This window comes from Paenibacillus sp. NN59 (genome assembly GCF_057597225.1).
Window position 1 is genome coordinate 5,032,539 of record NZ_CP199678.1, and the last position, 13,229, is coordinate 5,045,767.

Annotated in this window: 10 protein-coding genes; 2 read left to right on the forward strand and 8 right to left on the reverse strand. The window is 45.9% G+C overall.

Features of this window, described 5'->3' with window-relative positions:
• The first annotated feature begins 73 nt into the window (after nucleotides 1–73).
• Entirely contained in the window at nucleotides 74–1,759 is a 1,686-nt protein-coding gene (ilvD, locus tag ACT89M_RS21925; protein ID WP_154887542.1) for a dihydroxy-acid dehydratase, read from the forward strand.
• 220 nt (nucleotides 1,760–1,979) lie between these two features.
• On the opposite strand, the gene ACT89M_RS21930 is transcribed toward ilvD, so the two are convergent.
• A complete protein-coding gene (locus ACT89M_RS21930) occupies nucleotides 1,980–3,401 on the reverse strand; it encodes a polysaccharide deacetylase family protein (protein WP_308723459.1) in 1,422 nt (473 codons plus the stop codon).
• Between the two features lie 172 nt (nucleotides 3,402–3,573).
• Here ACT89M_RS21930 and ACT89M_RS21935 point away from each other — a divergent pair, with 172 nt between their 5' ends.
• Entirely contained in the window at nucleotides 3,574–4,722 is a 1,149-nt protein-coding gene (locus tag ACT89M_RS21935; protein ID WP_487344829.1) for an AI-2E family transporter, read from the forward strand.
• Nucleotides 4,723–4,755: 33 nt separating this feature from the next.
• Here ACT89M_RS21935 and ACT89M_RS21940 read toward each other — a convergent pair whose 3' ends face one another.
• The 7 genes from ACT89M_RS21940 to ACT89M_RS21970 form a co-directional block, all read right to left on the reverse strand.
• Nucleotides 4,756–6,555 carry a peptidoglycan D,D-transpeptidase FtsI family protein gene (locus ACT89M_RS21940; protein ID WP_308723457.1) on the reverse strand — a complete coding sequence of 600 codons (1,800 nt, stop codon included), beginning with the start codon at nucleotides 6,553–6,555 and terminating at the stop codon, nucleotides 4,756–4,758.
• A gap of 127 nt (nucleotides 6,556–6,682) precedes the next feature.
• Nucleotides 6,683–8,965 carry a methyl-accepting chemotaxis protein gene (locus tag ACT89M_RS21945; protein ID WP_253491794.1) on the reverse strand — a complete coding sequence of 761 codons (2,283 nt, stop codon included), beginning with the start codon at nucleotides 8,963–8,965 and terminating at the stop codon, nucleotides 6,683–6,685.
• 239 nt (nucleotides 8,966–9,204) lie between these two features.
• Nucleotides 9,205–10,533, reverse strand: a complete 1,329-nt coding sequence (locus ACT89M_RS21950) for a peptidase U32 family protein (protein WP_253491792.1) — start codon at nucleotides 10,531–10,533, stop codon at nucleotides 9,205–9,207.
• Between the two features lie 17 nt (nucleotides 10,534–10,550).
• A complete protein-coding gene (locus ACT89M_RS21955; RefSeq protein WP_253491790.1) occupies nucleotides 10,551–11,480 on the reverse strand; it encodes a peptidase U32 family protein in 930 nt (309 codons plus the stop codon).
• Between the two features lie 14 nt (nucleotides 11,481–11,494).
• Entirely contained in the window at nucleotides 11,495–12,535 is a 1,041-nt protein-coding gene (gene mltG, locus ACT89M_RS21960; protein ID WP_260510720.1) for an endolytic transglycosylase MltG, read from the reverse strand.
• A gap of 75 nt (nucleotides 12,536–12,610) precedes the next feature.
• Complete coding sequence (locus ACT89M_RS21965) at nucleotides 12,611–12,925, reverse strand: DUF1292 domain-containing protein (RefSeq protein ID WP_090915530.1); 315 nt, start codon at nucleotides 12,923–12,925, stop codon at nucleotides 12,611–12,613.
• Nucleotides 12,926–13,225: a DUF1292 domain-containing protein gene (locus ACT89M_RS21970; RefSeq protein WP_090915532.1), complete on the reverse strand. Its 300-nt coding sequence runs from the start codon at nucleotides 13,223–13,225 to the stop codon at nucleotides 12,926–12,928.
• Between the last annotated feature and the right edge of the window lie 4 nt (nucleotides 13,226–13,229).

Genomic DNA, 13,229 nt, shown 5'->3' on the forward strand with positions numbered 1-13,229 from the left:
TAAACGACAGATGTACTGCCATTTATTTTTCCATTCATGTTGCTCAATATTATATATTTGGGGGGAATACACCATGTCAGCCAATAAAATGCGTTCCGATATGATCAAAAAGGGGTTTGACCGCGCACCACACCGCAGTTTGCTCCGTGCAGCGGGCGTAAAAGAAGAGGATTTCGGCAAGCCGTTTATTGCGGTATGTAACTCGTACATCGATATCGTACCTGGTCATGTTCACTTGCAGGAGTTTGGTAAAATTGTTAAAGATGCCATTCGTGAAGCCGGCGGCGTTCCGTTTGAATTCAACACCATCGGGGTTGATGACGGGATTGCGATGGGACACATCGGTATGCGTTACTCCTTGCCAAGCCGTGACATCATTGCGGATTCCGTAGAAACGGTTGTATCTGCTCACTGGTTCGACGGCATGGTTTGTATCCCGAACTGTGACAAAATTACACCAGGTATGATGATGGGCGCACTCCGCTGCAACATCCCTACCGTATTCGTAAGCGGTGGACCGATGAAAGCAGGCCGTGACAGCAACGGTAAAGCTCTTTCCCTCACTTCCGTATTCGAAGGCGTAGGTGCTTTCCAGGCGGGTAAAATCGACGACAAGAGCTTGCTTGAGCTTGAGCAGTTCGGTTGTCCAACTTGCGGATCATGCTCCGGTATGTTCACCGCGAACTCCATGAACTGTCTTGCAGAAGCGATGGGACTGGCTATGCCGGGTAACGGAACCATTCTGGCTGTTGCTCCAGAACGTCGTGAGTTTGTTAAACAATCGGCGAAACAATTGATGGAACTGATCAAACTGGATCTGAAACCACGCGATATCGTAACTGTAGAAGCCATCGACAATGCGTTTGCTCTGGATATGGCGATGGGCGGTTCTACCAATACTGTACTGCATACACTGGCTCTGGCTCACGAAGCTGGCATTGAATATCCGATCGAACGTATTAATGAAGTTGCTAACCGCGTTCCGCATCTGGCGAAACTTGCACCAGCTTCTGACCTGCACATCGAAGATGTTCACAATGCAGGCGGCGTAAGTGCGGTTCTGAATGAATTGCTCAAGAAACCGGGCGCAATCCACGCGGACTGTATTACGGTTACAGGTAAAACCATCCGTGAAAACGTGGAAGGCCAGGAAATCAAAGATACAAACGTAATCCACAAGCTTGATAACCCGCACTCCGAAAAAGGCGGACTGGCTGTATTGTTCGGAAACCTTGCACCACAGGGTGCAATCATCAAAGTTGGTGCGGTTGATGCTTCGGTTGGTGGATACCACAAAGGCCCTGCGATCTGTTTCGACTCTCAGGAAGAAGCACTTGAAGGAATCGCTAACGGGAAAGTTAAAGAAGGACATGTCGTGGTTATTCGTTATGAAGGACCAAAAGGCGGACCAGGTATGCCTGAAATGCTTGCGCCAACTTCCCAGATCGTAGGTATGGGACTAGGTGCCAAAGTCGGTCTGATCACGGATGGACGATTCTCCGGCGCATCCCGCGGAATCAGTATCGGCCATATCTCTCCAGAAGCAGCGGAAGGCGGCCCAATTGCCTTTGTTGAAGAAGGAGATATCATTGAACTCGACCTGAACAACCGTACGATTGAGTTGCAAATTAGCGAAGAGGAATTCGAAGCTCGTCGTGCGAACTGGAAAGGTTTTGAACCAAAAGTCAAAACCGGCTTGTTGGCTCGCTACTCCAAACTTGTAACCAATGCAAGCAACGGTGGCGTTCTGAAAATCTAGGTTCTAGGTTCGGCTGCAATCTTGCCATCTTACATGGATATAAGCATATAAACAACGAAAAAGAATGTGCTCTGCCACACTGGCAGAGCACATTCTTTTTTTGCATCGAAATTGCGTACAAACACTCTTCTCAGAAAAATTGCGCTATTCAAATGAATAATTAAATTCGTATATAAATCCGTTACAACATTACCAGCAGATTCAGTTCTCATCCATGAAATCAATTCTGTTCCGTTAAAACCTCATTTTCTATAACAAAGGAATCGTCTTCTGCTTGTTTAGTTACACCTGAAGCGACCGTATGATGTTGCTGTCCATAACGTTTCAACAGTTCTTCAACAGGCATCACAATCATTTTAGGCACCAATTGATCTGTCCGCTGTTTCAAGCGCTTTTGCCCTGCCGGATGAATAACGCTAAGCAACATCCTCAGATATAACTTGGAGGCCAAGCTGAACGGGCCTGGTGCCAGCCCTTGCACAGTGAATCCAAATTTCTCAGGACCACGGTTAATCATGCTCACGCCATAAAGTGCCTTTGCCGAACGTAATTCAGGATCGGCTGCAACAATCTGTGCCAGGTCTGGCAGTTGTTGTTCCATCGTACGGATCATACGAATCGCTAGATGCATCGTTGAACGGGATGTAACACCAAGTTCGAATAATGTTTGATTGTCAAAATGTAGCTCTATAATCGGATCTCCATTCTGCATCACATAACCATGTTCCATCTCAACTCGTGCACCGTGGTACACACGGGAACGAAAATGGAGCATCGGATCTTTAGATGACGCGGCTCGCAGATGGTATGCCCAATGAAACAGCTTTTCCCATCCTAACCACAAAGCAACCACGGTACGTTTCCACAGCTTCAGCTTCAAGCGGGGTTCCACTTCTTGCCGTGCAACCACTGACGACAATTCGGTTATTGAGCTACCATTCATCAACGTGTCCACACGAACACTTTCCAAACCACGTCTCTCGGCCTCCTGCAATAAGGCCTCCAGCGCCTCAAGCATCTGCTCTGGCGCGTGTGCATCTGCTCCTAAGGTTGTGCCGCGATCATGGAGCAACATAACCTCTCCGCCCTTTAATTTGTTCAACATACGTTTTTTCAATTGCTCCGTACCTACGCTACATTTCCAGTCCTCAAACATGGCGGACCACAAAATGATCTTGCGATCTTTTTTACTAAAAAAATCAAACAAGTTCATAATGCCCCATGGCGGACGATAATAACAGGTTTTCTCACCCGTAATCTCTTGAATAATCTGACCTGTTCGATCGATCTGATCCCGAACCGTTCGTGGACGCATCAGCCAGTTTGTTTTGTGAATATAATTATGAATTCCGATTAAGTGTCCTTCCTCATGCATACGTCTGATTAACTCCGGATGACTTGCCGCATGTTCTCCCACGACAAAAAAAGTTGCCTTCACATTGTACTTGCGTAACAGTTCAAGCAACCGGGGTGTATACAAAGGGTCAGGCCCATCATCAAATGTGAGGGCATAGTGTGTCTCACTTTTCCCCCTTCTGAACACACGAAATCCGAACAGTCTGCTGATCAAACTTGGAATAAAAGCATAAAAAGAGGACAGATACAATAACCACAGTAAAATACTCTGAAGCATCGTTGTCATGATGTCGATTCCCCACTTCTCCTGCTAATTTACGGCCATACGGCACTTTCTAAAATAAACCACCTTTAATTTTATCATAGTTAGTTCTTTTATTAAATGCTGTTTCCTCAAATCCCCACTATCATGTACAATGAATACAATCTAATTTCTGCCTGTAAAGGAGTCTATGCCCATGTTGCCGCTTTATAAAAAGTACGGGCGCACCGTGTTTGATATCGCTCTGCTCGTGTTAACCGTGTATGTGATCATGTTTGCTTTTAGTAAATTGTATCATATCGCTGCACCCGTTTTTCTTTCATTTATTGTCTTTTGGATGATTGAGCCATTAGCCAAATTCCTCCACCGAAAAGGATTGCCCAAAACAGCTGGAACTGCCATATCAGTGTTATTGTTTCTCGGGCTCATTGTAGCTGCCTTTTTCGGTCTAGGCTTTTTTATCATTTCACAAATTTCCGATCTTCAGCTCAATTTCCCGGTGTATGTTGAGATGATCCAGCGTGAGTTCACGAATCTGGTCTTGCTCATTCAGGACAAGTCCAATGCCCTTCCTGACGGAATATTGGATAAATTAAACGAATATTTCGCTACACTGTCCGGGATACTATCCCGGTGGGTCACTAGTGGAGCACAGTTCATCATCGGCTTTCTCAGCTCATTCTCTACCTTCATTACAAACTTTGGGATCGCGATCATTCTCGCATTTTTCCTCAGCATTGAGATTGAATCCTGGCGTAAGTTTGCTCGTGCCAAAACGCCTAAAACACTGAAAACGGCGAATCAATTTATGCGCACTCACGTGTTCAAAACGATCCGTTCTTATATGAAGGCACAATTGATCATGATGCTTATTACTTTTGTATTGATATATGCGGGGTTGCTGATTCTGGGAACCTCCAATGCCTTTACAATCGCAGCGATCTGTGCCATTTTTGATCTGGTACCGTTACTCGGAGTCCCAGTGATATTTATTCCGTGGATTGTTTATTTGTTTATCGTGGGCAATACTACGCTTGCCATTGGCTTGATTGTAGTTTTGGCTGTGACCATGCTGACGAGACAACTGCTTGAACCGAAAATTTCAGGGAATTCCATCGGTGTTTCCTCTGCTTATTTGATGCTTTCGTTTATGTTAATTTCCCTGTCGGTCTTCGGACTTGCAGGTGTCGTGTTATCTCCTGTGCTTCTGATCTTGTTAAAAGAACTTCTACAGCAAGGTTATCTGCAGAAATGGATTCATCTGCCCACTGACGAATTCGAATCGTCACCATTAGTAGTTGATTCTCCTGCCCCTGATGTTTCAGAGAGAACAGAACATCAGTAGATGACATGCTCGTGATCTTTTCCTGTGAACCAATCACGAGCACTCTGCCAGATAGTCCATAACTTTGCGAAACAGAGCTGTAGCCTGATGTGAGGCTTCTGAAGAGACATTCTGTACCAACACAGCAACCGCGTATCTCGGCTTCTCTACGGGCCCATATCCTATAAACCATTGATTGTTTTTGGCTTTCCCATTTTGTTGTACCTGAGCTGTCCCTGACTTCCCTGCAACATGCCATCTCGCATGTTGCAGGGATTTTCCTGTTCCCTCTCGTACTACGGTATTCATCCAGCTTAACAGCAGATGAGCTGTGGTCGGAGAAACCTGTCCTTCTGCTGAAGGAGATGCATGTAAAGGCATGTCCAGCATCGTACCTCCATCCGCGTAACGGATTCGTTGCACAAGCCGGGGGGCATTTACCTTTCCATCATGCAACAATGTCACGATCAGGTTTGCTGCTTGTAGCGGAGTCACCAGAACATCCCGCTGTCCAATGGCTGTCTGAATTTTGGCTCCTTCGTCTGCAGACTTCACGGCTTCTGTCCGAATACGCCCCGGTTCTTCATGATCAAAATGTTTTAATATCGGCATCCCCGCGATATGTTGTGCCTGCCAGCCGACAGAACGTGCAAGCCCCAGACGATTAGCGGTTTGTTCCAATTGCTCCATGTGCAGTCTACGTGCAGTCTCAGCAAACACAATGTTACATGACTCCGCGAATCCCTTTTCCAAATTCAATTCACCATGTCCATGCTCTTTCCAGCAGGATAGTCCATATTTTCCATAATCCCCTTCGCAGTGGAACTTCTCACCACGAGAAACAACCTGATTTTCCAGAGCTGCTGCAGCCGTTACGATTTTAAAAATAGAGCCTGGTACAGCCGCTTGTATCGCTCTATTCCCCCAGGAGGAGTGCTGTGGATTGACATGCTGCGGTTGATAAAAGGGACGTGATACCATTGCGCGTACATCTGCATTTGCAGTATCAAGAACCACTATAGCGCCTTCCTGTAACCCGGAGGCTTCTGTTAATTCTTCGATGCCTTGCTGTATACGTGCATCAACAGTGGTCTCCACCACTAATGGATAGTGCGAATTCGTAGGTGCGATCACGCGCGGTCCCATCTCAGGAATGACCTGCCCATTCCCTGTTACCATACGAGTTATTAACGTAGGTCCCACACCTCTTAGCAACGGTTCCAGCGTCCTTTCCAGTCCAGCTGCTCCCGATTTCATGGCAAAAGGCTGTTTTACTTCATCTTGATGTCTGTGAAATCTCCCATGATCTTTGGGCTGTTCGTTCAAATAGCCCAGCCACTGGCTTCCACTGGCCTTCGGGAAATACCTCGTCATAACAGGATACACATCAGCTCCTTGGAGGTGCAGGTCCCGTACATTTACAACTTGAGCATCCGTTAATAAAATAGGCTCTGAGCCGCCTCCGCCTCCAGTCCAAAGATGTGGCGTTCTCGCTTTATGCCATTCCCTATTTAGCTGATTCACATCTGTATGAAGGAAGGAGGCAAGTTGTTTGAGCTTAAGATCATGCTTAACTTTCCCATTGGATGGATAAAGCACAAGCCCCCATTGCAACTTTCCTGTTAATGGACGCCCGTGGACATCCGTAAACTGCCCACGGCCAGAATCCAGCATCACACCCTGTTCACGTTGCAGCACCGACATCTCCCGCACGGTTCGCTGAAACCCTGGCATGATTCGGTTCACTTGAACCATTTGAATCCAGCCCAGTCTCAGTACCAACACTGCGAAGAGAATAGTAAGTCCGGCGCTTATTATGGCTATACGACGTTTCCACACCAGTTGCAACTGCACACCTGTTCCACCCTCACCTTTTTCGTGTATTATGCGCTGCCCTGTCTGGAATTATCCGGAAAACAAAAGAAAACCTGCCTCGAAAAGGCAGGTTCGTTTGTAATTTGTAGCATGTTGTGTCTGCTGATTACACCGTAAAACGTGAGAGTGTTTCTTTCAGTTCAGTTGATACATTCTCCAGCTTGCCAGAGAGGCTGACGAGTTGATTACTGATGTTTTGCTGTTCACTGCTCAAGGAAGCTACTTCCTCTGAAGTTGCCGAGGACTCTTCAGCAACAGCGCTGACATTGCTCATCGCTTCAGACAACGTTGCTTGAGATTTGCTCAACTCTCCAATGGAGCCTGTAACCATACCCAGACGTTGCACGAAGGCACCCATCTGCTCCTGTACAGAAGCAAAGATCACATTCGTATCTTTTACAGCATCCATCTGTTCCTTAAACAAAGGATATGCATCGGACAGAGCTTTTACCGTTTCGTTCATCTCTGACATGATTTTGTCGGTAATCTCCCCAACCATATCAATGGACTGTCTGGACTGTGCAGCGAGTTGACGCACTTCATCCGCTACGACCATAAAGCCACGGCCAGCTGCACCAGCACGCGCTGCTTCAATCGTTGCATTCAGAGACAAAATGTTGGTCTGCTTCGTAATATTTTGCATAACATCGAGCACCTTTAATACAGAGGATGTGCTCTCTTTTAACGAATCAACTTTGTTAACCAACGCTCCAATCATTTCTTCGGTCTTCTGCGTTTTGGTCATCAACTGATTCAGATGCTGTGTTCCTGTTTGACTGGATTTCTCCACATGACGGGCAGAACTGCCCATCTCTTCATTGGCTGCAATCACACTTTCCATCTGACGGGAGATATTATCCGTCAACTCATTGCCTCGTTCCGCTTCCGTTGCCAGGCTACCTGCACCGCCAGCAATTTCTTCAGTAGCTACAGCAATCTCGGAAGCAGATACAGCTGTTTTCTTCGAAGCATTGCTCAGTTCAGTAGCTGTATCCAATACTTCCTGTGCAGAACGATTGGTCTGCTCGACCAGCTTCGTGATTTGTTCCATCATCGTATTAAATGCAGCGGATAGTTGCCCAATCTCATCTTGGGAACTATACGGGGTGCGTACTTTCAGATTTCCTTTTGCACCCTCCTGCATCAGATCCTTCAATCCGCTGAGCGGACGAGCAATCATACGAACCATCCATACACCGATTACCACAGCAAGAGCTGCAAATGCAAGCGCCATCCACAAGGTCATCGTCAAAATGCCTTTTGCATCCTTAACCAGCATTGAAGTGGGAACCATACCGACCAGCTTCCACGCAGATGAATCGAGCGTACTGTATACGGACAGCATATTCGTCGATTTTCCATCGATATCATATTCGGTATTCATACTTCCTGCAGGCTCTTTCAAATCTTTCACAAAGGCAAGATCCGTCTCTTTTCCTGCACGCCCCGCGACGGACGAAGCAACGACTTTATTATCCGGAGCAATCAATTGAATGACCGAGCCTGCCCCCAGATCCAGTGATTTAAGTTGCTCCTCCAGCACTTCCAACTTCAACTCAATAATCAGTACGTAAGACTGTGTTGTACCTTGCAGGTTCTTCATCGAACGTGCAATTTGGAAAGTCTGAGTCGTACCATCATTCTTCTCTTTTGTTGGGAGCCAGCGGTAACCTCCCTGTGCTACGAGGTCTTTATACCATGATTCCTGACGAATGCTTCCCATCGTTGAACTGCTGTTCCCAGTTCCCATAACGGATTTAGATTCATCTGTTGGCACCAAATAAATCGCTTCCATGGATTTGTTTGTAAAAGCTACATTGGATAACTGTTTATTAATTGAACTCGAATTGACGAATGTATCATAGGCCGTCAGATTCGGATCTGACATTTTCTGAAGCAAAGACTGCATCTCTGGATCAAAGAAGATCTGTGTGGACGTATCCACAAAACGCTCCAAAATGATATCCAGCTTCTGCTTGGTTTGATCAATCGTCTCCTGATTGGCTCTGGATGCATTAGCCTCGATCGTATTTTTAGCCTTGGAATAGGATAATAGACCCAAACTAATAACAACAATCATAATGGCTGCAAAAAAGATTAAGAATAGTTTAACCCCTACAGATTTGACCGGATTCACTTTTCTAATCTGTTTGAATGAATTGCCTCCAAGCCCTTTCCAATCACGATTCTTCAGTTGTTTCTTCAACCAATCCACTTTGATCCAATCAAATCGGATCTTACTACGATCAATTTTAAAAGTTTTCTTATGTATCCCTTCTTTTTTGATTTTGACCGGTTTAACTTTCTTTACATTCTGTGTCTTATCAGGCTTAGCCTGCTCGGGTTGTGTGCTGTGTTCCCCACTGTCTTTATCCTTCTTTTGTACCATCCCAATCACCTGCCAGTAATTTTCTTGTTAGATTTTTCAATCTCTCCCCTATAAATATGTAGTATTCGACAGCTTTCCTGCTTTCCCTCCAATCCCTCAGAAATATATTACAACTTTTTTCCTATTTTTCTATAAAAAAAAGACCCCCATATACCGATATACGGAGGTCCATTCCTGTAATTTATAACACAAATTTGCGATTCGTTAACATTATTTTGTTTCAAACTAGGAATATAAGCCTACTTCTTTTTCCGCATCATATCAAAATAAGAAACTGGCTGATCTACTTTCATTTTCACCAGTTGCAACGGATGTCTGGCAGCATCCAGAACATTGCCTTGTTCATCCTGAATTTCTCCTACCACTTGTTTGAAAAAAGTACCATTGGGGCCGAAGAACTCGATTTCATTTCCCGGCTTAAAGTGATTCCGCTGCTGAATGGTCGCCATGCCTGTTTCTTCATCATAACCCATAACCAGACCAGCAAAGTCGTAAGGCACTGCTTTCTCTTCCGGCTCATAGATATGATCTTCATGATCAGGGGTGTCGTAGAAGAAACCGGTATTCAGCGGACGGTTCGCCGCTTTATTCATTTCTTCCACCCACTCCGGTTTCAGCACATAATTTTCAGGATCAGCCATGTATGAATCAATCGCCTGACGGTATACGTTGACGACAGTCGCTACGTAGTGGATCGATTTCATCCGTCCTTCGATTTTGAAGCTGTCCACACCGACATCAATCAATTCCGGGATATGACCGATCATGCACAGATCTTTGGAGCCCATGGAGAAGGAATTATCCTGTTCCTGGAACAGAGGCAACTGATTATCTCCCAGTTTAAATGGTGCAGGAGCCTTCATCTGCATCTCCTCTTCGCTTACCCAAACCGTATCTTCTCTGACATCCTCGAACAGATCATATTTCCAGCGGCAAGACTGACAGCAGCCCCCACGGTTGGAGTCTCGGTCTGTAAAGTGGTTAGACAATACACAACGGCCCGAATAGGAAGAACACATCGCTCCGTGAATGAAGGCTTCAATCTCGATATCCACATTTGCCTTGATCTCTTCAATCTCTTCAAAGCTTGTCTCACGCCCAAGCACAACCCGCGGCAGACCCTCGTCCTTCCAAAACTTCACGGCTTGCCAGTTCAATGTAGACTGCTGTGTACTCAGGTGAACTTCCAGACCCGGTACAGCACGCAAAGCTACTTCAATGATGGCCGGATCGGCAACAATAACTGCAGAAATACCTGCATCATACAGGTTCTGCAAATATGCTTCAATGCCAGCCACATCTTCGTTATGGGCATAGATATTTGTGGCTACGAACACTTTGGCTCCATACTTTTTCGCAAATTCTACACCTTCACGCATTTCTTCAAAACTGAAGTTATCGGCGTTCGAGCGCAGCCCATAAGCCTGTCCGCCAATATATACGGCGTCAGCCCCATAGTGAATCGCAAATTTTAATTTTTCCAGATTTCCCGCCGGAGCCAAGAGCTCCGGTTTATCCAGACGGTTACGTTTACCGGAAAACTTCCGTTTGACCGCCACTGTTTCCATCTTGTTCACCTCGTCTATTAATACACTTGTTCTTTATAGAAAAATCCAAATGACAATTCCCGCTCAGGGTCTTGCAGCTCACGGACCTCACGTAACCATTCTTCGTCGTATGCATAAGCCTCTGCGTCTGCCTCATAAAGATCTATCGCTTTACGGTAAGCACGAACAACCGCTTCATTGTAAGCAAGAGATTTCAAAATCCCCTCTACCTTGAAACTGTGCACACCTGCTTCCATCATCAGATGAAGATCTTCCAGAATGCAGATGTCCTCTGAACTCATAATATGCGTTCCATTGATGTCCTCATAGATCGGAAACTTCTCATCCCGTCGCTCGGCTTCAATCAGGAACAATCCGCGTTCCTTGCCGAGATGCCCTTCCACTGGACGTCCTTGATGAGCCATGTAACTCTGAACCAGGCTGCGCTTGGAGTGATAAATATTGGTCATGCCATGAACCTGCACCTGCGCCTCCACTTTTAAAAATGGAACCATCTCCGTGATTTCGTCCATGTTCAACTCACGGGCAAGGACAACGCGGCTGGCCCCCTTGGTTCCCCAGTAATTGGCCGTTGCATAGTTTGTAGACGTCATCTCTGCGTTCCAATGCAAATGAATATGCGGTGCATGTTCCTTGATCGCAGCCAGTACAGATGGATCATTGAACTCGACCGCGTGCACGCCAATTCGGCCTAACGCTTGCACATAGTCAGGCAATTCTTTTAATAATTCATTCGACATCAGGTTGTTCATAGAAACAATAACCCGAGCTTCGTGTTTGGTAGCCATAGCCACCACTTCTGCAGTTTCTTCCAGGCTAAAGTTACCTGGCAGACGCATGCCAAAGCGATCATCTCCAATTAATAAAGCGTCAGCTCCGGCTTGAAGCAATGCTCTTGCTTCTGTTACATTTGCTGCTGTCACGAGCAGTTCATGTTTAGTACTCATCTAATCCCCTCCGCTTATTGCGCAGCCTTACTTTTGGCTATATTTTGCTGATGTTCCTTGTATGTCTTGGCAAACAGATGCCCTGAAGTTCCATCCTTTTTCGTCACATAAAACAAATATTCCGAAGCTTCCGGATTCAACGCTGCCTTGATGGAAGCAAGACTCGGACTGGCAATCGGGCCAGGTGGTAGACCCTTGTTTAAGTAAGTATTGTACGGACTCTGTACCTTCAGGTCTTTGAAAAACAGTCGCTCCTTCGGTCTATCGAGCAAATACTGCACAGTTGCATCAATTTCCAACTTCATATCCTTATTAATCCGATTGTAGATTACACCTGCAACCAGAGCACGTTCCTTATCCACCACAACTTCCTTCTCCACAAGTGACGCAATCGTCAGCAATTCATGCAAGGAGAGTTTCTTTTCCTGAAGCTTCGCTTCCAGATCCGGTATGGAATTGATTTTAGTCTCGAATTCTTCCAGCATTCTCTGCATAACATCGTGGGTGGAACTTCCCTTTTTCAACTCGTACGTTTCCGGGAAAAGATAACCTTCCAATGCGTAGCGAAGTTCTTCATCCACAGGAATTCCCTTGATGATATCCACATCAAAGGCCGAGGGATCGTTGGCCAGCTTGATGAATTCATCCCGATCAACAACATGTTCGTAAGCGAGCTTACCTGCCGTCTGCAAGACGGTATACCCTTCCGGGATCGTAAACTTCACCATTTCTTCGGGTACAACCTCGCCGCTACTCAGTTTATGAATAATCTCATCGTATGTTACACCTGGATTCATGGCGTATTTTCCAGCCATAAAATTACTACCCAGCTTATTCCACTTTAAATAACCTTTGAAAACGAGACTGTTTCGAATCAATCCTTCTTGCTGCAGTTGGTCCGCAATTTTGGAAATGCCCGATCCGCTCTTGATTTCAAATACAACAGGCTCGGAAGAAGCTTGTACCGGACGCATCATGCTCCATACATACCCACCAGCTCCTCCGGCCAGAATTAATAGTATTAGAAGCAGAATACCTATGACTTTGCCTTTCAACAGAGACACAACTCCTTTACACAACCAAAAAGAGCGGACTTCTCCGCCCTTCCGGTTTTTTCAATTTGAAGCTGATTAATCTTCGTCAATCGGGAGTGTACATTCATCATATAGCTCTGAAATGCTCTCCCACTCATCGTCATCATCAATCGTAACTAACTCCGGCATGATCTGGTCTTCGCTGCCCGGAACAACCCGTAGCAGTTCAACCTCGTCATACGGACGCAATGAACTGCGGAGCACCGCGTATTGCTGCCCATGTACCTCAAACTCAGCGAGCAGTTCATACGGATGTGATTTACCGTTCTCTTCCTCGAGCTCCACATGAGCACCGAATGCCAGACGCAGCGAATCTGTCCATTTCAGGTCCTTGCGATTATATTCCGTCATTTAGTTCGCTTCCTCTTCATCTTCAGCAAGAAATGTATTAAAGGTCTCCTCGACGATATCCCACTCGGCATCATCTTGGATCACAAAAAGTTTGATATCATCGCCGTCTTCTTCATAACGGAATGCATACACATCCGTCTCGCCATCTTCAGGTTCAACCGGAGCAACCATCATATACTTGGCCTCCGAACCGTCCACTTCGAATTTCATGATGACTTCGAATTCCTCTTCGTTACCCTCATCATCTGCAATGTAAATGATCTCAGCTTCTTCTTCCATACCCAGTTGATCTTCAGCCATTGTT

Excerpts from the sequence above, each read along its gene's own strand:
- ilvD (WP_154887542.1), top strand. The coding sequence starts at position 74 with ATGTCAGCCAATAAAATGCGTTCCGATATGATCAAAAAGGGGTTTGAC.
- ACT89M_RS21930 (WP_308723459.1), bottom strand. The coding sequence starts at position 3,401 with ATGACAACGATGCTTCAGAGTATTTTACTGTGGTTATTGTATCTGTCC.
- ACT89M_RS21935 (WP_487344829.1), top strand. The coding sequence starts at position 3,574 with ATGTTGCCGCTTTATAAAAAGTACGGGCGCACCGTGTTTGATATCGCT.
- ACT89M_RS21945 (WP_253491794.1), bottom strand. The coding sequence starts at position 8,965 with ATGGTACAAAAGAAGGATAAAGACAGTGGGGAACACAGCACACAACCC.
- ACT89M_RS21950 (WP_253491792.1), bottom strand. The coding sequence starts at position 10,533 with ATGGAAACAGTGGCGGTCAAACGGAAGTTTTCCGGTAAACGTAACCGT.
- ACT89M_RS21955 (WP_253491790.1), bottom strand. The coding sequence starts at position 11,480 with ATGAGTACTAAACATGAACTGCTCGTGACAGCAGCAAATGTAACAGAA.
- ACT89M_RS21965 (WP_090915530.1), bottom strand. The coding sequence starts at position 12,925 with ATGACGGAATATAATCGCAAGGACCTGAAATGGACAGATTCGCTGCGT.
- ACT89M_RS21970 (WP_090915532.1), bottom strand. The coding sequence starts at position 13,225 with ATGGCTGAAGATCAACTGGGTATGGAAGAAGAAGCTGAGATCATTTAC.